The organism is Streptomyces sp. NBC_01352, from assembly GCF_036237295.1.
In the GTDB taxonomy this organism is placed as follows: domain Bacteria; phylum Actinomycetota; class Actinomycetes; order Streptomycetales; family Streptomycetaceae; genus Streptomyces; species Streptomyces plumbiresistens.
This window is the reverse complement of record NZ_CP108354.1, coordinates 5,673,116-5,689,652: the sequence shown is the minus strand read 5'-3', so window position 1 is coordinate 5,689,652 and position 16,537 is coordinate 5,673,116. Positions and strand designations below refer to the sequence as shown.

Annotated in this window: 22 protein-coding genes and 2 tRNA genes; 20 read left to right on the top strand and 4 right to left on the bottom strand. The window is 67.7% G+C overall.

The annotated features are described in order from the left end of the window. Nucleotides 1-208: 208 nt before the first annotated feature. Nucleotides 209-976, bottom strand: coding sequence for a GntR family transcriptional regulator (locus tag OG252_RS26385; protein WP_329339168.1), 768 nt, complete (start codon nt 974-976; stop codon nt 209-211). Nucleotides 977-1,231: 255 nt separating this feature from the next. Between OG252_RS26385 and OG252_RS26380 the strand changes: the two genes are divergently transcribed. From OG252_RS26380 to OG252_RS26295, 18 genes are all read left to right on the top strand, one after another. Then, nucleotides 1,232-1,477 (top strand): helix-turn-helix domain-containing protein, encoded by a 246-nt coding sequence (locus OG252_RS26380; protein ID WP_329339166.1) that lies wholly within the window; start codon nt 1,232-1,234, stop codon nt 1,475-1,477. Then, nucleotides 1,474-1,827, top strand: a complete 354-nt coding sequence (locus OG252_RS26375) for a hypothetical protein (RefSeq protein ID WP_329339163.1) — start codon at nt 1,474-1,476, stop codon at nt 1,825-1,827. The genes OG252_RS26380 and OG252_RS26375 overlap by 4 nt, the downstream gene beginning before the upstream one ends. Next, nucleotides 1,827-1,982: a hypothetical protein gene (locus tag OG252_RS26370; protein WP_329339161.1), complete on the top strand. Its 156-nt coding sequence runs from the start codon at nt 1,827-1,829 to the stop codon at nt 1,980-1,982. The genes OG252_RS26375 and OG252_RS26370 overlap by 1 nt, the downstream gene beginning before the upstream one ends. Beyond that, on the top strand, nt 1,979-2,785 hold the full coding sequence (locus tag OG252_RS26365; protein ID WP_329339159.1) for a DUF6907 domain-containing protein: 807 nt from the start codon (nt 1,979-1,981) through the stop codon (nt 2,783-2,785). The genes OG252_RS26370 and OG252_RS26365 overlap by 4 nt, the downstream gene beginning before the upstream one ends. Then, nucleotides 2,782-3,024, top strand: coding sequence for a hypothetical protein (locus OG252_RS26360; RefSeq protein ID WP_329339157.1), 243 nt, complete (start codon nt 2,782-2,784; stop codon nt 3,022-3,024). Before OG252_RS26365 ends, OG252_RS26360 begins: the two co-directional genes overlap by 4 nt. Next, complete coding sequence (locus OG252_RS26355; protein WP_329339155.1) at nt 3,021-3,209, top strand: hypothetical protein; 189 nt, start codon at nt 3,021-3,023, stop codon at nt 3,207-3,209. The genes OG252_RS26360 and OG252_RS26355 overlap by 4 nt, the downstream gene beginning before the upstream one ends. Next, entirely contained in the window at nt 3,209-3,589 is a 381-nt protein-coding gene (locus OG252_RS26350; protein WP_329339153.1) for a DUF6907 domain-containing protein, read from the top strand. The genes OG252_RS26355 and OG252_RS26350 overlap by 1 nt, the downstream gene beginning before the upstream one ends. Further along, nucleotides 3,586-3,960, top strand: coding sequence for a hypothetical protein (locus tag OG252_RS26345; protein ID WP_329339151.1), 375 nt, complete (start codon nt 3,586-3,588; stop codon nt 3,958-3,960). Before OG252_RS26350 ends, OG252_RS26345 begins: the two co-directional genes overlap by 4 nt. Before the next feature lie 140 nt (nt 3,961-4,100). Then, entirely contained in the window at nt 4,101-4,979 is an 879-nt protein-coding gene (locus tag OG252_RS26340; RefSeq protein WP_329339149.1) for a hypothetical protein, read from the top strand. 85 nt (nt 4,980-5,064) lie between these two features. Then, nucleotides 5,065-7,191 carry a zonular occludens toxin domain-containing protein gene (locus OG252_RS26335; protein ID WP_329339146.1) on the top strand — a complete coding sequence of 709 codons (2,127 nt, stop codon included), beginning with the start codon at nt 5,065-5,067 and terminating at the stop codon, nt 7,189-7,191. Nucleotides 7,192-7,590: 399 nt separating this feature from the next. After that, nucleotides 7,591-7,812, top strand: coding sequence for a helix-turn-helix transcriptional regulator (locus OG252_RS26330; protein ID WP_329339144.1), 222 nt, complete (start codon nt 7,591-7,593; stop codon nt 7,810-7,812). Beyond that, the gene (locus OG252_RS26325) at nt 7,802-8,044 is read left to right on the top strand and encodes a helix-turn-helix transcriptional regulator (RefSeq protein ID WP_329339142.1); all 243 of its coding nucleotides are present in this window, start codon (nt 7,802-7,804) and stop codon (nt 8,042-8,044) included. Before OG252_RS26330 ends, OG252_RS26325 begins: the two co-directional genes overlap by 11 nt. Before the next feature lie 295 nt (nt 8,045-8,339). Continuing rightward, nucleotides 8,340-9,239 (top strand): bifunctional DNA primase/polymerase, encoded by a 900-nt coding sequence (locus OG252_RS26320; protein WP_329339139.1) that lies wholly within the window; start codon nt 8,340-8,342, stop codon nt 9,237-9,239. A 2-nt stretch (nt 9,240-9,241) separates the two neighbouring features. Then, nucleotides 9,242-10,510, top strand: coding sequence for a DUF3987 domain-containing protein (locus tag OG252_RS26315; protein ID WP_443068504.1), 1,269 nt, complete (start codon nt 9,242-9,244; stop codon nt 10,508-10,510). Between the two features lie 318 nt (nt 10,511-10,828). Next, nucleotides 10,829-11,437, top strand: coding sequence for a hypothetical protein (locus OG252_RS26310; RefSeq protein WP_329339136.1), 609 nt, complete (start codon nt 10,829-10,831; stop codon nt 11,435-11,437). Further along, a complete protein-coding gene (locus OG252_RS26305) occupies nt 11,434-12,273 on the top strand; it encodes a hypothetical protein (RefSeq protein WP_329339134.1) in 840 nt (279 codons plus the stop codon). The genes OG252_RS26310 and OG252_RS26305 overlap by 4 nt, the downstream gene beginning before the upstream one ends. Nucleotides 12,274-12,559: 286 nt before the next feature. After that, a complete protein-coding gene (locus OG252_RS26300) occupies nt 12,560-12,985 on the top strand; it encodes a hypothetical protein (protein ID WP_329339132.1) in 426 nt (141 codons plus the stop codon). Next, entirely contained in the window at nt 12,982-13,275 is a 294-nt protein-coding gene (locus OG252_RS26295) for a hypothetical protein (RefSeq protein ID WP_329339130.1), read from the top strand. The genes OG252_RS26300 and OG252_RS26295 overlap by 4 nt, the downstream gene beginning before the upstream one ends. 314 nt (nt 13,276-13,589) lie before the next feature. On the opposite strand, the gene OG252_RS26290 is transcribed toward OG252_RS26295, so the two are convergent. Then, nucleotides 13,590-13,967: a DUF7715 family protein gene (locus OG252_RS26290; RefSeq protein ID WP_329339128.1), complete on the bottom strand. Its 378-nt coding sequence runs from the start codon at nt 13,965-13,967 to the stop codon at nt 13,590-13,592. Nucleotides 13,968-14,012: 45 nt separating this feature from the next. Here OG252_RS26290 and OG252_RS26285 point away from each other — a divergent pair, with 45 nt between their 5' ends. Then, the gene (locus OG252_RS26285) at nt 14,013-15,179 is read left to right on the top strand and encodes a tyrosine-type recombinase/integrase (protein WP_329339126.1); all 1,167 of its coding nucleotides are present in this window, start codon (nt 14,013-14,015) and stop codon (nt 15,177-15,179) included. Nucleotides 15,180-15,256: 77 nt separating this feature from the next. On the opposite strand, the gene OG252_RS26280 is transcribed toward OG252_RS26285, so the two are convergent. After that, nucleotides 15,257-15,329: transfer RNA gene (locus OG252_RS26280), tRNA-Arg, on the bottom strand. Between the two features lie 219 nt (nt 15,330-15,548). Continuing rightward, a tRNA-Ser gene (locus OG252_RS26275) sits at nt 15,549-15,639 on the bottom strand. 179 nt (nt 15,640-15,818) lie between these two features. Between OG252_RS26275 and OG252_RS26270 the strand changes: the two genes are divergently transcribed. Continuing rightward, nucleotides 15,819-16,313: an SSI family serine proteinase inhibitor gene (locus tag OG252_RS26270; RefSeq protein WP_266436829.1), complete on the top strand. Its 495-nt coding sequence runs from the start codon at nt 15,819-15,821 to the stop codon at nt 16,311-16,313. The last annotated feature ends 224 nt before the right edge of the window (nt 16,314-16,537 follow it).

Below are 16,537 nucleotides of genomic sequence, written 5' to 3'. Positions count from 1 at the left end.
TTCGAACCTGCAACCTTCTGATCCGTAGTGAACCAAACAACGTGCATGACGTGCATGGTGCGAATTCCAGAGCACTGGACCGCAGGTCAGCGATACATCAGCACGTCCCGCGCACCCAGTGTGTGAGAGAGGCGTGAGACGGTCCCACATGACGAAAGCCCCTGCCCGGTGAGTCGGGCGGGGGCTTTTCTGCGTTGTCCGGCAGTCGTCACGACGGCTCTTCAGCGGGCGGGATCGGGATGGTGTAGCTGAGGGTGTACCGGTCGGCAGCGACCACGATGTCGCACGTCTCGACCGGGCGCTCGTCGACGAAGTACGTCCGCGTGATGGCGACGACTGGCACGCCGGGGGCCATCTGCAACTGCTCGGTTTCGTAGGGCCGCGGGGCGCGTGCGTTGACGTCTTCGGTGACGGTCGTGATGTGCTGGCCGATCGAGTCCATGCGCGGGACGACGCCCGTGATCGTGCCGCCCTCTGGCTGCTCGATGGGCGTACCGGCCGTCAGGGCGCGCGGCTCGTAAGACGTCGAGAGCATGATCGGCTCGTCATCGCCGAAGAACCGGTACGTCGTGCGCACGACCTCATCGCCTGGTTCGATGCCCAGCCGTTCCGCTACCGCCTTCGTGGCCGTCGTCGTGCGCGTCTGGTATTCCCACTCGGAGCGCCGGCCTTCCGCCTCGGTCTGCCGCTTCATCGGCGAGGCGACCGGACGCTTCCCGTACAGGTCGCCGGAGATGCGCTTACGCAAGGGGCGCTGCTCGCGCACGAACATGCCCTTGCCGCGCTGTGTAGTAACCAGGCCCTCGCTGACGAGGGCCTGCACCGCGTTGCGGACGACGATCCGAGAGACGCCGTACTCGGCCATCAGGTCAGCCTCGGTCGGCAGCTTGTCTCCGGCCTGGTACACGCCATCGAGGATGCGTTGGCGGATGTCGTCGGCGATCTGCTGGTACGCCGGTTTCGGCTGAGCGGCCACTGGTTCCCTTCCGTCTATTGGTCACAACAAGTGAACCACGTGGCTGACCTGCACTTCTACGGACCTTTTGTAGCGACTCGCCCGTAGCCACTTGCCGGTGGGTCATAGTTGTTATAACTTCTTCTTCAGCGGCACTTTCTGCACAAGCCGCAAGTTCCGTTCTGCCTCAGACAACGCAAAGGCCCCAGCGGGGTGATCTCGGTGGTTGCACACCGAGCCCGCCAGGGCCGACGCATCAGAGAGTTGGGTCTCCGAATGCAGCATGAGCTTATCGCGCCTGCCCAGAACCAGGCCCCGGAGGGCGAACCGCTCCGGGTCAAGAACATCGCCAGCGCCCTGCGCGTCGACACCGCCACCGTCTACCGCGAGATCAAGGCCGGTCGCCTCGACGCGTACCGGATCGGCTCCGGCCGCGGCACCTTCCGCGTCTCCCGTACCGCGTTCGCTCAGTACCTCGCCGAGCGCGGCATCCCTGCGAGCGAGCTGGCGGTGACGCTGTGACGACCACCGCCATCAAGCCGTCCGTCGACTTCCTGATGGACGCTCCGCTGCAGCAGCTCGTCGACGAATTGCACGTCACCCTCGACGAGTCGTCGATCACCGACCCGGGGTTCACCGGGTACGCCTACGTCACCCGTGACGAGGTCGTCGTGTCCCTCCCGCCGAACCGGTCGGAGCTTGAGCACGACTGCATGGCCCGGTACCTGATCGGGACGGCGTTCCGCGTCGACGGCATGCCGGAGCTGCCCGCCCCGTGGCAGATCACGGACATGACGGCGGACGTGAACCGCGCCCACAGCGACCAGGCCGCGGAGGTCGTGAGCCAGGCCCGCGAGGGTGGTGTCGCCTGATGCCGCGCCGTAACCGCAACGTCGCCACGGTCCGCCCCGAGCCCGCGCCCAACCTGGCCCGCGCGCTGCAGAGCTGGACCCTGGAGCCCCACACCGTCCCGGTCAAGCCGTCCGCCAAGCGTCGCCGCTTCCGCGTCTACGGCGGTGCCGCGTGAGTGACTTCGACGACGAGCAGGAGCGCGCGCAGCGTTCGGTGGAGCGCGCGTTCCCGGAGGTGGCCCGGTTCCTGGACCAGCTGCCCACCTACGGGCCGACCGAGGTGTTCCGCGAGGAGGACGTCACGCCGGACGCGGTCGTGCGTGTGGCGTTCGCCTTGTCCCGCGAGCAGCTGATGACGGCTCTGTCGATTGGCTTCACGGAGCTGGTCCCGGACGTCGACGCCGAGACGATCACGGTCGAGGAGACGCGGAAGGAGGTCGAGGGCTGGCTGCACGCCGCGGCCGTCATCGAGCTGGACCGGTACGTGACCCAGGGCCAGCTGACGGCGTACCCGGTCGAGGCGCAGCCCGTCATGGACGCACTCGGCCGCGCTCTCGACCGCGCGTATCCGCCCCGCACTCCGGAGCCGGTACGGCGGGCGCCCCGCTACGGCGACGGCACGGTCACCCTGGAGACGTTCGACCACGGCGAGGTCACCGTGCCTGAGCCTGCCTGGTGCATCGGCCACTCGTGGCAGCCCAACCCGCACCGGGCGGATATCACCCACAACTCGACGCGGGTGAAGGCTGCGGCGACGACGGACGGCGCCGGCCGTGTGCACCTGCTGAAGGCGTACATCAGTCACGCCCCGCACCTGGAGATCCGGCCGGAGCCGCACCCGGTCGTGTCCGTACAGCTCGAATGCATCGAGGACTTCGCGGCCGAGGACATCCCGCAACTGATCGAGGGCCTCAAGTCGGCTGAACGGGTCCTCGCGAACATCGCGGCCGAGGCGATCCGCCTGCGGGGTGAGTCGTGAGTGCCGACCGTGACCTGTTGACGGCCGTCCTCGAGGCCCTCGCCATCCCGTACCCGGCGACGGTCGGTGACGGCGAGGTGCACGACCGGATCCTGTTGGACCGCGTGATGGACGCCAGGGTCGCCCTTGAGGGTGTCCTGCAGCGCGGTGACGACGCCGGATGGTCTGCCGACTACCTGCGGTCCCGGATCGCCGAGAAGCCGGCCACCGGCTACCGCACAACGGGGGAGAGCCGGTGAGCCGCTACACGACTGTGCCCCGCCCGACCGAGCGCGCCGCGATCGCCTCGGCCGGTGAACCGTCACTCCCCCCGATCCCCGTTCTGTTCTCCCGGCTGGTCGTGGCTCAGGCCATCGGCGACCGACACGGCCGCAACCTCTTCGCGCACGCCATCGCCCGCCAAGGCGGAGAAAGGGGCGAGTGATGACCGTCATCACCGAACACCCTTCAGCAAGCGCCCTCGGTTCAGGAAAGTGCCCGTCGTGGTGCGTCATCGAGCACGGTGACGACCCGGTCGACGACATCTTTCACCGGTCCGCCTACATGCAGGTCGGTATCCCGGACGACCAGGTGCACCTGTCGTCCCGCGACCTGAAGCTCACCGCGCACCTGTGCCTCCCCGAGGTGGCCGAGCCGGGCGACGAGGACGGGTTCCTCGTCCTCGACCAGGGCGACCTGTTCGGCCCCTACGCCGAGCTCGACGTCGAGGAGTGCGACCAGTTCATCCGAGACCTGAAGACCTTCACCGCCCGCGTCGAGCAGGCCCGCGCCTGGATCGCCGCGAAGAAGGAGCAGCAGTCATGACGATCTCTCTCGAACGTCCCGTGCGGCCGGCGCCCCGCTCGATGCTCGACCAGCACACCCTCGTCGACCCCTACGACGAGCCGCACGCCAAGATCCGTATCGACGTCGTCGTGTCCCGCGACCACCTCGCCGCCGCGGTCGACATGGGCGTGCACAAGTTCTACGGCGACGGACGGACCGGAGACGACCTGACGGTCGAAGAGATCCGCTACTTCGCCGAGGCATACGTCCTCTCCGAGAGCGCGCTGGGTCTTCAGCAGGGCGCGGAGGCGATGGCTCAACTCCTCGTCGAGGACTTCCACGAGGAAGTGACCCGCAACCAGATCCTCGCCTGCTACCGGGCCGTCGACCGCGCCTACCCCCAGCTCTGACCCACCGGTTCCGTGCCCGTCTCCTACCGGGCACGGCCCCGGCTGGCCCGTGCTCGCCTCTCACCGTGCACGGTCCCCGCGGTCCCTGCCCGCACTCCACCGGGCAGGGCCCGCCCCCACTTCCCACCGAGGAGATCAACATGAAGTTCCGTAGCGAAACCCGTAGAAGGGCCGTCGAGCACACCGTCGACGGCATCACCCACACCATCAACAAGCCGTACACGAAGCGCGTGCCGGTCCTGCCGGCCGACTGGGACTCCCGCGCCATCAAGGCCGCGTCTGCCCTCGTCCTCGTTCTCACCGTCGTAGCGATCGTGTGGAGCACCGTCTCCATCGGTGCGCTGCTGCAGGGTGGCGCCGGCTACGCCGCGGCGGTCCTGTTCGACGTCTCTTGGCTCACCGTTCTGATCCTGGAATGGCTCGGCAGGTTCGACCCGGGCAAGCGCAAGTTCGCCCGCAACATGGGGTTCGTCCTCGTCGGCATCACAGCGGGCGCGATCGCCTGGCACGGCGCGCTGCTCGGTTCCGTCGCCCTGGCGGTCGTCGGTGCCGCGGTGTCAGTCATCGCCAAGGCGCTATGGATGGCCATCTTCAAGCACGTCGACAAGCCTCTGTCCGACGAAGACCGTCAGTGGGTCGACGCCGAGATCAGCAAGGCGAACGCCAAGCTGGCCGTCGCCGGCGTCCGGCGCCGGGTAGCGGTCGCCGAGGTGCAGGCCCGCGCCGAGATCCTCGCCGCCGAGCAGATCCTCAACCAGCTCGACGACGACGCGAACACGGCCGAACAGGTCGTCGACGACGAGGAGCCGGTGCCTGCTCTGGCCAGCCCGAACACGGTTCGCAAGCCCATCGAACCGGCACTCTCCATCGCCGAGTTGGCCCGGCAGCAGATCACGTCTGGTGCCTCCAACAAGGACGCGGTCGACAAGATCCTGCGCGTCCGGCCCGACGCCAACCACGAGTCCGTACAGGCCACGGTGCGCCGGGAGGCACGCCGGATCAACGGCCCGTACCTGTAGCCCCGCCCCGGGGGCGGCATCCACCGCCAAGCAGACCACCGCCCCCGGGCCTCCCATCCCTCATCAGAGAGAAGGAACCACCAGCATGACGGACATCAGTAGCCGTCCGACCGTCGAGGTAGAGAAGACACCCGAACCGGTGTCTCTGGTCAAGCCCGAACCGGTCGTTGAACAGCCCGAACACGGTTCGGAGCGGTCCCGGCGCCGTATCCGTATCGACTCACTGCGACGTGTCGTCGTCGAGGCCCGCCAGCACGACACGTACCGCGTCATCGTCCGCCACGGCTCCTACGTCGTCGGCGGTACCCGCGTCCTCACCCGACGGGCGTGGGAGTCCCGCACGACCGCGATGCACTCACGCATGATGCGCGTCGCCGAAGCCTCCGGGAACGAGGAACTCATCAGGCAGTGGGAACAGCGCGCCTACGCCTTCCGGTTCGCCCGGCACCGTCGCCGCGTCGAGCTGCTGCAGATGATGATGAACGCCCCCAAGGTGCTGTTCCAAGCGGCCGTGGCCGGTACGGGTCTGCTGCTCGCCCTCGGCGTGATGCTCGCCTGGTACAACCACGACGTACACCAGGTGCTCGCCCCGCTCGGCGCGGTCGTGCAGCTGGTCGGCTGGCTGGCATTCCTCGTGGGCGTCATCTGGGATCCGTTCCTGATGTCGCTGCCGTTCCTGGCGCTCGCCGGAGTATGGGCGGTCGGCCGGCACGCCAGGACCGCCCCCGTGTGGGCACTGCCCGTCGACGGTGACGAGCTGGACGTGCTGCCCGACGAGAACGCCATCATGCGGGCCCTGGAGAACCTGAGCATCGCCCCGCTGAACAAGGCCATCAAGGAGGGCTGGAAGCCCCGTTGGGTGCAGCCCACGACCAGGCTCGGCAACGGGTACCACACGCAGCTGCAGCTGCCGATGGGCGTCACCGTCGAGATGGTCAACAACAAGAAGAACGTCCTCGCGCACAACCTGATGCGTAAGCCCGTCGAGACGTGGCCGACCGAGCCGCCCAAGCAGCCCGGTGTGCTCGACCTGTGGGTTGCCGACCAGGGTTCCCTGAACGGGCCGGTACCGCCGTGGCCGTTGCTGCACGAGGGCACGACGGACTACTTCAAGGGCGTGCCGGTCGCCGTGTCCCAGCGCGGTGACCAGATCATCGGCCAGCTGATGGCGAAGAACTGGATCGTCGGCGGAATCATGGGGTCGGGCAAGACGTCCATCGTCGTCTCGCTGCTGCTCGGCGCCATCCTCGACCCGCTCGTCATCGCCGAGGTGTACGTGATGGCGACGAACGTGGACTACGACCCGCTCAAGCCCCGGTTGCGGGTCCTGGTCAAGGGCGACGACCCCGAGCAACTGAAGGCCGCCCTCGACGCGCTGCGGGGTCTGTCCAATGAGGTGACCGAGCGGGGCAAGCTGCTGGAAGAGCTCGGCGGTGAGTCGACCAAGCTGACGCGTGAGCTGGCCCTGAAGGACCCGCGGATGCGGCCGAAGGTCGTCGTTTTCGACGAGTGCCACGAACTGTTCATGAGCAAGGACTACGGCAAGGAAGCTGCTGAGCTGGCCATCCGTGTCATGAAGAAGGCGCGGAAGGTGGGCATCACCCTCATCTGGGTCACCGTCTCCCCGACCGCCGACAGCATCCCGCGCGACGTCACCCGCAACACCTCCCACCGGGTCGCGTTCGCGGTCGGCGACCAGGTCGCCAACGACGGTCTGCTCGGTTCCGGCAAGTACAAGGCCGGCATCAGGGCGACCGAGCTGGTTCCCGGGCAGGACGTCGGTACCGCGGTCACCTACGGATTCACCAGCAAGCCGTTCGAGGTGATCCGGGCTCACTACGTCGAGCGTGACCCCGAGAAGGGCATCGACGAGGTGACGCCGGTCGTCGAGCGCGCGATGGCCCTGTACGAGGGCACCGGGCCCGTGGACGCGCCCACGTTCGAGGTTGTCGACCCGCTCGCAGACATCGCGGCCGTCCTCGGACACGAGACCCGGATGCTCACTCAGGACGTGCTGCGCGGGCTGCAGGACCGCAACCCGACCGCCTACGGCAGCTGGTCGTTCCGGAACCTGCGGAGCGTCCTCGACGAGGCCGGCCACGGCGAGTACAAGACGAACGGCGGACGCCAGCACGTCAGCCTCGACCGGATCCTCGACGCCATCGCCGCACGCGACGACGTCGACCAGGACGACGAATCCGAGGCCGTTTAGTCGCGGGGAGGCGCCCGGATCTTGGGGAGTTCTCCCTACCCGCCTCCCTGCCCTGCCTCCCTGTACATGACCTGCGGAAATGGCCAGTCAGGGAGGCAAGGGAGGCGCTACCGGAGAGACGTCGAGACCCCGGAAAACGGGGTGTTGGCCTCCCCTGCGTCGCCTCCCTCCCCAACATCAACTCTTTACGTAGCTGATCGCTTGTAGTACGCTGCCCGGCAATTCGACAGGAATGTCGAGCTGCTAGCCCCAGGCAGCAGGCCAGTTCACCCAGGTGGAGAACAGCTTGCTGAGTAAGGCCAGCGGTGCCACCCAGGAGGTTCCAAAGGCGCCGGGCAGTGCGTGATCCAGGACGGATCGCGTCACGTGCTCGGCGTTCGCGTTTCTAAGGAACCTTCCATGGCCCGGATCTTCTCCGGCCCCCGACTCCGTGAAGCCCGGAAGTCGGCCGGCCTCTCCCCCGAACACCTCGCCATCGGCGTCGGACGCTCCACGTACACCATCCGCGAGTACGAGATGGGACGCGTCAACCCCAGCGTCGCCACGCTGGCCGCGCTCGCCGACACCCTCGGCCGCACCGTCGACGACCTCCTCGACGAGGAGACCGCCAATGCCGCGTAGCCAGACCGACATTCCAGCGTCCGCGGCCCTGAAGGCTCGGCCCACGCTCGACGACATCAAGAGCTGGCCCGCCACGGTCAACGTGCCGCAAGCCGCGCTCGCCCTCGGCTGCAGCCCTCGGCACCTGTACTACCTGATCAAGCGTGGCGAAGCACCCGTCAAGACGCTGCCGTTCGGCCGTCGTTGCGTCGTGACCACGCAATCCCTCGTGACTCTCCTGGAGTCTGCATGACCGTAAACGCGGAGAAGGGCCTGCTCGACACAGGCCCTTCTCAGGAAGACTCCGCGGCGGGCGGTAAGTCCGCTGCCATCTTGGCACAAGGCGACCCGCCCCGGGTACAGGGTCGACTCGACACCTACCGCTCCCGCTCACGTAAGTGGCACCGACAGGTCAAGGTCGAAAAGTGCCCGGGTTGCGGGCATCCGCACTTGCATCGGGCGCCGCTCCCGCTCGTGCGGTCCGTCCTCAAAAACGCGCCCTGCGGGGCCGTCTACGTCGTGCAGCTGCGCGTCTCGGCGGTGACCTCATGAGCGCATGGACCCGAGCGCGCGAGCAGGCCCGTGAGGCTGCCTGGCAGTGCGCTTACGACAACGCCCAGCAGGCGCGTGGACAAGGCTTGGGGGTCTTCCCCACCCGGAACAAGCTCCCGGCGATCCGGTCGCCCCACGAGAAGGGGCACAGCTGCAAGGGGGACTGCGGCCAGCCCGGTCACGGCGTGTACGACGCCACCACCGACGCGGCCAATGTCCGACGTCTGTTCCTGCTCGCCCCGCACGCGGACGGGTACGGCATCGCCTGCAGCGGACGCATGGTCGGGTTGGATCTCGACAGGAAGAACGGGGTCGACGGGGTCGCCACGCTCAACCGGCTCGCCCGTGAGCACGGCTTCGACGTTCCGCAGACCGTGACCATCTGCACCCCGTCCGGTGGCTTCCATCTCTGGCTCACCGTCCCGGAGGGCGTGACCGTGCCCAACTCGGTCGGTCGCCTCGGTCCCGGCATCGACGTGCGCGGGACGGGCGGGTACGTCGTCGGTCCCGGCTCGACCGGCCGGACCGGGGAGTACGGCTTTCACCCCAAGGTCGGGTACGTCGACCCTCAGCCGGTACCGGAACAGCTGCTCGCCCTGATGCTGCCTCCGGCCCCCGTCGCCCGCCCCCAGCGTCGGATCACCACCGCGCCGGACGCTGCGGGGCGGACCCTCGATGGGCTCGTGAACGTCGTCCTCAACGCCCCCCAGGGCGAGCGGAACTCGAAGCTGTACTGGGCCGCCTCGAAGGCGTGGGCTCATGTGGGAGTCGGACATCTCGCCGCCTGTGACGTCGAGGCTGAGCTGATCTCGGCGGCTCTCCAGATCGGCCTGAACGATGCGGAGGCACGGCGCACCATCGCGTCAGCCGGCCGCGGGGCGGGGGTGTCGGCGTGACGATGTACGACGGCGTACAGCCGGACGGAAAGCCGCGGCCCGAGCGGGAAGGGCCGACGCCCGACGAGCTCGTGTTCCACGGTTTCGTAGGCGGCGTCGTCACGGAACTGGAGAAGACGACCGAGGCGGACCCCGTGGCGATCCTGGTCACGTTGCTCGCCGCGGGCGGGGCGATGATCGGCCGGAAGCCGCACGTTCGGATCGGTGACGACCGGCACCCCGTCTTGCTGTGGCCGCTCATCTACGGCAACACCAGCACGGGCCGTAAGGGGTCGTCCAAGAGCACTGCGATGCGCGTCATCAGATCGGCTGACGCCATCTTCGCCACGCAGAACATCGTCGGAGGACTGTCCTCCGGGGAGGGTCTGCTCGAGGAGCTGCGCGACCCCGACGACGAGGACGACACCGGATCGGCGGACCGTCCGCGGCCGGACGACAAGCGCCGCCTGGTCGTCGAGTCCGAGTACGCGGTGACCATGGCCCGCAGCAAGCGGGAGGGCAACAGCCTGGCCGGGATGCTCCGGCAGGCATGGGACGGCGACCACCTGTCAGTCATGAACCGGAGCAAGCTGAAGGCCACAGACCCGCACGTGGCGATCGTCGCGCACATCACCCCGCGCGAGTTCAGGGCCAAGCTGCAGGACTCCGAGATGGCCGGCGGCACCTACAACCGGTTCATGCCGTTCTACTCGCACCGCAATCTGATGCTGCCCTACCCGATGGGAGCCGACGAGAAGGTCGTCGAGGAGTTCGGGGCGGCCCTCCTCAAGAAGATTGAAGCCGCCCGGCAGCTGGGACAGGTGCAGTTCAGCGCGGCAGCCAACAAGCTGTACATCGAGGAGCTGTACGAGGCTCTGACAGACGACAGCCAAGCCGGACCGGTCGCAGAGTTCACCGCCCGAGCAGCCTCGTACTGCCAGCGCGTGGCCATGCTCTACGCACTGCTCGACGGCCGTCACCAGATCGAGGAGGACGACCTCCGTGCAGGGCACGCCCTGGTCCTCTACTCGCAGGCGTCCGCCCGGCATCTGCTCGTCGGATCCGGGACCGGCGACATCCGTCTCGACAAGCTGATCCAGGCGGTCCGGGATGCCGGACCGGACGGGCTGACCAAGACGCAGATGACCCGCCTGTTCGGCAACCACGTGAAGGCCGCGGAGAAAGACGAGTTGGTCAAGAAGCTGCTCGCCATGCCCGGCTACGCCATGACGGAGCGACCGACCCAGGGCGCCGCGGCCAAGGTGCTCACCTTCTCGGAGTCTGCGAAATGAGCGAAGTTGATGAAAAGAGTCCCGTGACCAGGCACTTCGCCAATTTCACCCCTGCGAAAGAAGGCGAAAAGAGGCCCCTTGTTTCGCCTTCTTTCGCAGGGCGAAAAGAGGAGAAACAGCAGGTCAGCCCCCTTGTTTCATCAACTTCGCTTAATTCGCCAAGTCAGGAGGCCGAGTGAGCCGCAAGCAGGACAAGAAGAGAAGCGGCCGTACATGCCGCCATTGCCGCCAGTACTCCGGAAACCGCAGCGTCTGCGCCACCTGCAGCCCCAAGCGCGGCACCCGAGCCCACCGTGACAAGTACGCCAAGGAGGCGTCATGACCCCCGATCAGATCCGCGAGTCCTACAACCGGCAGATCGAGAAGATCCGCGCCCGCGAAGATCTCACCGCGCAGGCCAAGCAGGTCGCCATGGCCCGCGCACACACGGCCGCATCCTCCAAGCTGGAAGCTGTCCGGCAGGCCGACCGACAGCGGTACGAGGAGCGGCGCACCCAGCTGGAGAAGCGACTGTTCGGTAACCGGGAACTGTCCGGTACGGATGCTCTGTCGGCCCGTGACGCACGGGAGCGGGCCGCCACGTACACGCACCCCGACGAAGCGCTCGCCGCGTACAAGCGAGCCCAGCGTGACGGGGACCGCGACATGATGCGCGCCCTCGGCTCGTGGGCCGCCGACCAGGCCGCGATGCCCATCCTCGGCGACGCGTGGCGGCCCCTGGTGGAGACGCACGCCGAAGCCACCCCCGGCTACGCCGCCAACCTTCAGGAACTCCGCGGCCTCCGCGAGCCCGGCACCTACGACGACACCAGCTACATCACCCCCGACGTCCCGTCCGAGCTCGGACGGATGAGCGTCCACCAGGTCACCGCGCTCGCTGACTCTGATCTGACCGTGTACGGCAACGATGCACCGGAGGCAGCGTGATCACCTTCGACCACGACACCGGGAAGGCGCAGGCAGCCGTCAACGCGGCCCGACGCCGGAAACTCCCCGTACCGTCAGAGATCGACGACACGGCCGCAATGTGGCAGGTCGTCATGGACGCCTCACACATGCGTGCCGACGAGCGGCCCAAGCGTGAGGACGTACCCGCTACCGCCGACGAACTCCGGGCGATGATCGAGGAGCGCGCCCACGCCCACCGGATCGCGGAAGCACACCGGGCCGTGGCCGGCGACTGGCGCGAGCCGATCGCCCGCCGCTACAACCAGCTCGTCGCCGAGCAGGTACCCAGCTGGATCCTCGCCCTGCAGCCCGACTTCCTCGCCCTCGTCAAGGTGCTGGCCAAGCAGGAGAAGAAGCTCCCCGCCCTGCTCGACCCCCAGCACCTCGACCTGCGTGACCCCGCAGTGAGCGCACCGTGGGAGACAGCATCGGCAGCAGCGGTCAAGCTCGACCAACTCGTCAGCGATCGGCAGATCATGGCGCGAGCAGTCGGACAGGATCTCGGACGTGACGCAGAGCTGTACGCAGTCGCTGAGATCTCAGAACCCAGCAACGACGACGTGTTCGGCCACAAGCTGCGAGACCAGGTCGGACCAGCACTGCGCGAGTGGCGAGACCTCCGACAGCAGCCAGTCTCACGATGGCTGTACCTCGCACGCTCACCTCACTTCACCTTGCAGCTGGCGACACCAGGTGAAGTCGAGGCAAGGCAGAACGTCATGGACCGATGGCACGACGCAGTCCAGATCATCATGGGATCAGGACTCTCACACCAGGCAGCCAAGCAGGCAGTAGCAACGGCACTGCGAGGCTGACCATGAGCAGGCGTCAAGGGCATCGCGCGAGTGGCAAGCCACCAACACGCCGCGAACCTATGGCTGACGAGCAGTCCAATCCTCCAGGGGCGACTGCAAGCGCTCAGCCAGCGCCAACCCGCGGTCCGGCCGGTCAGCAGACCGCCAGCCGGCCGGACCGCACCCCAAACCAGGACCAACCACCCTGGGGGGTTAGGCCCCACCGGCACGCCGTGCGGATCGGGACGGTATAGCACCTGCCTGTCGCTGCATCGCAGAAACGTTGGATTTACCAGGGAGGCCGATCGTGGCAGATGACGAGAACACCCCTCCGCAGGCCCCTGACGGCCTCGGGGAACGGGGTCTGAGGCTGTGGACGGACACGCTCGCAGACCTCGAAATGGACCCGGACGAGCTGATGTTGCTGGAGGAAGCCTGCCGCCTGGCCGACGAGCTCGACGAGATGGGCGTGCTCCTGGCCAACTCGGAGATGTTGTCGAAGGGTTCGCGTGGCCAGCCGGTCGCCAACCCGCTCATCCGCGAGATCCGCGGCCATCGTCTGGCGCTCTCGCGAGTCCTGCGGCAGCTGGGGGCGACCAGGCCGGCCGAGGACGGCGAGGAACGGCTGACGGCATCCCAGCGCGGCCGTAAGGCTGCGATCGCCCGGCATCACGGGGCGCGCGCGCTGGCGCCGGTACGCCCGATGTGGCCGAACCAGGGTGACGCGTCGTGAGCCGACCGCGGCGCAGGCCCGCGCTGGACGAGATGCCGTTGCACGTCTCGGAGATGCAGCCGGACCGGTACCGGCAGCTGGCGGAGGAACACCTCGAGGAGCGGCCGGACGACACCTTGGGCGCGGCGATGGCGATATGGCGGGCGTACCTGTCAGAGCGCCGGGATTGGTTGCGCGACCATAAGGTGCGCCGCTACGTCGACGGCCGCGACACATTCGGTACGCCGCGGCCTCCGATCGCGTGGGTGCGTCTGACGTTCGGCACGTCCGAGGTGCGGTGGCCGTCGTGAGCCGACGCCGACGCCGGAGCGCTGCCCAGATGCCCGACTGTCTGAACCGGTTCGACTGGCGGGAGTGGCGACCGCCAGCCCCGGCAGACCACCCAGATCCGTACTACGTCGAGTGGTACCTCGCCATGCACGACTGGCAGGAAGCCAAGGATGCGTGGCTGGCCGGCGATCGCGTGTTGCTGCCCCCGGAGCGGCCGTTGCCGGACCCGATCCCGTACACAGGCATGCGCCCGATCGCATCGGGCTGGAAGCCTCCGTACCCGGACGCGGTGGCCAAGACGCCGGTACACCACCGGTCGCAGCCGCCGTACCGGCTAGATGCGGGAGCGGACGTCTCCGAGGCGCTGCTCGATGACCGTCCCCACGGGGAATTCGCCGGCCAGCTCGAGGACGTCCTCGATGATGCCGGGGATCTCGTCGGCACTGACGAGCCGGGACCGCTGTAGGGCGGAGCGGATCGCCTCGGCCGCGTCCTCCGGGGTGAAGTCGAGGTCTGACACCAGGGCCGTGGTGGTGGCCTTGCCGCTGTTGAGTCCTACGAAGGCACGGCCGCAACCGCAGCCCCCGTCAGGATCGCGTCGGTCGGTCTCGCACACGAACGGTGTGACCATGACGAGTTCGCCCTCGACGCAGAACGTGAAGTCGTTGTCTCGGTCGCCCTGCGTGCGGCCGGTCGCCGTAAGAAGCTTCATGCCGCCATCGTGCCAGTGAGGTGCGACAGCAGAGAGGAACCAGCAATGTCAGACGGGATCAAGAAGATCACGCTGAAGAACGGCAAGGTCCGATACCGGGCGGTCGTCGACGCCGGCCGTGACGCGGACGGACACAGGAAACAGATCACCATCACCAAGGACACCAAGACGGAAGTCAAGGAAGAGCGCGCCCGGATCATCTCCCAGCGGGCCGCCGGCACCTTCGTGGCGCCCAACAAGCTGACCGTGAACTACCTGGTCGAGGCGTGGCTGAAGTCCGCGACGCGAGACGTTGAGGCAGCTACCAAGCGCTCTTACGAGGACGCCATGCTGTACGTGCAAACGCACCTCGGCGGGAAGCGGCTCCAGGAGCTCACCGAGGACGACGTCGAGAGCCTGATCGACTGGATGCTGACGAGCGCCCGCCGCCGCGGTGGCAAGCCGGGAACCGGCGTCGGCGAGCGGACCGTGAGCCTCACCCTGGGACGCCTACGGGCCGCGCTCAACCTCGGAGTGCGCCGCCAGCTGGTGGCCCGGAACGTGGCCGAGCACGTCACCATCCCGCGGGCTGCCCGCAAGGAGGCCAAGGCCAAGAAGAAGACGTACATCCCGTGGACCCTGTCCGAGGTTCAGCAGTTCCTCGGCCACGTCGCCACGGATCGGCTGTACGCGGTATGGCTCCTGTCGCTGATCGGGCTCCGACCCGCTGAGGTTGCCGGCCTGCGCTGGGTCGACGTCGACCTGAAGGCCGGCACCCTGAAGATTGAGACCACGCGCACCCTGGTTGCCGGGGTGGTGGTCGAGAAGGACGCGAAGTCAGGATCAGGCGAGCGTGGGCTACCGCTGCCGGAGATCGTCCACAAGGCGCTGAAGGCTTTCCACAAGCGTCAGATCGCGGAGCAGCTGGCGGCCGGTGAAGGCTGGCACGCGTCCGGACGAGTGGCGTGCGACGAGCTGGGCCGTGCGGTCAAGACGGATTGGCTGCGTCGCCGCGCGTACAAGGCGATGGAGACCGCGGAGGTTCGCAAGGTCCGGTTGTACGACGCTCGGCACGCCTGCCTGTCCTGGATGGCGAACAACGGTGTCCCCGATGTCGTCGTGAGCGCATGGGCCGGACACGCAGACCTCGGCTTCACGAAACGGATCTACGTCCACAGTGATCCACAGGCCCTGAAGGCTGGTTCGGACAAGCTCGGCGAACTGCTCGGCTGAGGGGGTCCATACCGAGCGCCCGTGAGAAATTGTGAGAAAACGAAGCAGGGCCCCGTATCACACGGGGCCCTGACCTGTGCACTCGGCAGGATTCGAACCTGCAACCTTCTGATCCGTAGTCAGATGCTCTATCCGTTAAGCTACGAGTGCTTGTTTTGCTTCCCGCCGCTTCGGCCCTTCCGGCCCGCTCGCGGCGACAGGAAGAACATTACATGACTGCCGCCGCCATGTGAAATCCGTTTGCCATACCGCTTGTGACCTGCGAAAACGGCCCTCAGAGCGGGTTCGTGAGCGATGCCGGAACGACGTGGGAACGACATGGGGACGACGAAGCCCCGGCCTTGTCGACCGGGGCTTCGTGATCAGGTGCGGAGGCGGAGGGATTTGAACCCTCGATGGGATTGAAGTCCCAAACCGCATTAGCAGTGCGGCGCCATAGACCGGACTAGGCGACGCCTCCAGCACAACCGCCCGCGCGAGCGCGAGTGGTGCGTGCAGATGATGACACAGTCGAGCGGGGTGTCACCAATCGCCTCCCACGGTACTAGGCGGGCGGGCCGCAGGGCAAAGTCGTAAGCCGTCGAAAGTGGTGGTGGCCGTGGGGCGCAACGTCCTGGGGTGCGGGGCGTTAGTCAGGTCATGTTGCAGGTCACCCGGCTCGGCCGGTTCACGCGGTTCGCCCCACTCCTCGTCGGCGTCGGCTCCGTCGTCTCCCTGTCCGCGGTGCCCGCTGCCGCCGCCTCCGGTTCCCCTCTCCCTTCCCTCTCTTCCCTCCCCTCCCTCGCGCCCCCGGCGACGGGCGGCGACCATCTCACCGTGACCGTGCGGAACGCCGGTGAGGCGGACGGGACGTACGAGGTGGACTGTCATCCCGGCGGGGGGAGCCATCCCGATGCCGGTCGGGCGTGTGCCGCCGTCGAGCGGAACACGCGGTGGGGGAAGGACGCGTTCGCTCCCGTGCCCGGGGACAGCGTCTGCACCATGCAGTACGGCGGGCCGGCCACCGCTCATGTCACCGGGACCTGGGCCGGGCGGCCCGTCGACGCGCGGTTCGACCGCAGCAACGGGTGTGAGATCGGGCGGTGGGATCGGTTCGTGCCGTTGCTGCCAGAGGTCGGCGGCAGCGCTGGATAGGGCCCAGTCGGGGGCCACCGCGTTTTCATGGCGGACGCCCCGGCTCCGTAAAAGTCCCGTGTACGTCTCGCGGAACCGGAGCGCGGTCGAAGCGCAGCCGAAGTGGGAGGACAAGCACCTCGTCGCGGATGGGGTCACACGTTCTACGTCACTTCGTCGTGCGACCTCCCTCTCATCCGGCGTCGCGAGCGCAACCGCTGCCCTTAGACTCCCTCGCGTGACAC

What these genes read in the sequence shown, in the direction of transcription:
- OG252_RS26380 (WP_329339166.1), top strand. Translation starts at nt 1,232, where the DNA reads ATGCAGCATGAGCTTATCGCGCCTGCCCAGAACCAGGCCCCGGAGGGC.
- OG252_RS26370 (WP_329339161.1), top strand. Translation starts at nt 1,827, where the DNA reads ATGCCGCGCCGTAACCGCAACGTCGCCACGGTCCGCCCCGAGCCCGCG.
- OG252_RS26350 (WP_329339153.1), top strand. Translation starts at nt 3,209, where the DNA reads ATGACCGTCATCACCGAACACCCTTCAGCAAGCGCCCTCGGTTCAGGA.
- OG252_RS26345 (WP_329339151.1), top strand. Translation starts at nt 3,586, where the DNA reads ATGACGATCTCTCTCGAACGTCCCGTGCGGCCGGCGCCCCGCTCGATG.
- OG252_RS26340 (WP_329339149.1), top strand. Translation starts at nt 4,101, where the DNA reads ATGAAGTTCCGTAGCGAAACCCGTAGAAGGGCCGTCGAGCACACCGTC.
- OG252_RS26335 (WP_329339146.1), top strand. Translation starts at nt 5,065, where the DNA reads ATGACGGACATCAGTAGCCGTCCGACCGTCGAGGTAGAGAAGACACCC.
- OG252_RS26330 (WP_329339144.1), top strand. Translation starts at nt 7,591, where the DNA reads ATGGCCCGGATCTTCTCCGGCCCCCGACTCCGTGAAGCCCGGAAGTCG.
- OG252_RS26325 (WP_329339142.1), top strand. Translation starts at nt 7,802, where the DNA reads ATGCCGCGTAGCCAGACCGACATTCCAGCGTCCGCGGCCCTGAAGGCT.
- OG252_RS26320 (WP_329339139.1), top strand. Translation starts at nt 8,340, where the DNA reads ATGAGCGCATGGACCCGAGCGCGCGAGCAGGCCCGTGAGGCTGCCTGG.
- OG252_RS26315 (WP_443068504.1), top strand. Translation starts at nt 9,242, where the DNA reads ATGTACGACGGCGTACAGCCGGACGGAAAGCCGCGGCCCGAGCGGGAA.
- OG252_RS26310 (WP_329339136.1), top strand. Translation starts at nt 10,829, where the DNA reads ATGACCCCCGATCAGATCCGCGAGTCCTACAACCGGCAGATCGAGAAG.
- OG252_RS26290 (WP_329339128.1), bottom strand. Translation starts at nt 13,967, where the DNA reads ATGAAGCTTCTTACGGCGACCGGCCGCACGCAGGGCGACCGAGACAAC.
- OG252_RS26285 (WP_329339126.1), top strand. Translation starts at nt 14,013, where the DNA reads ATGTCAGACGGGATCAAGAAGATCACGCTGAAGAACGGCAAGGTCCGA.
- OG252_RS26270 (WP_266436829.1), top strand. Translation starts at nt 15,819, where the DNA reads ATGTTGCAGGTCACCCGGCTCGGCCGGTTCACGCGGTTCGCCCCACTC.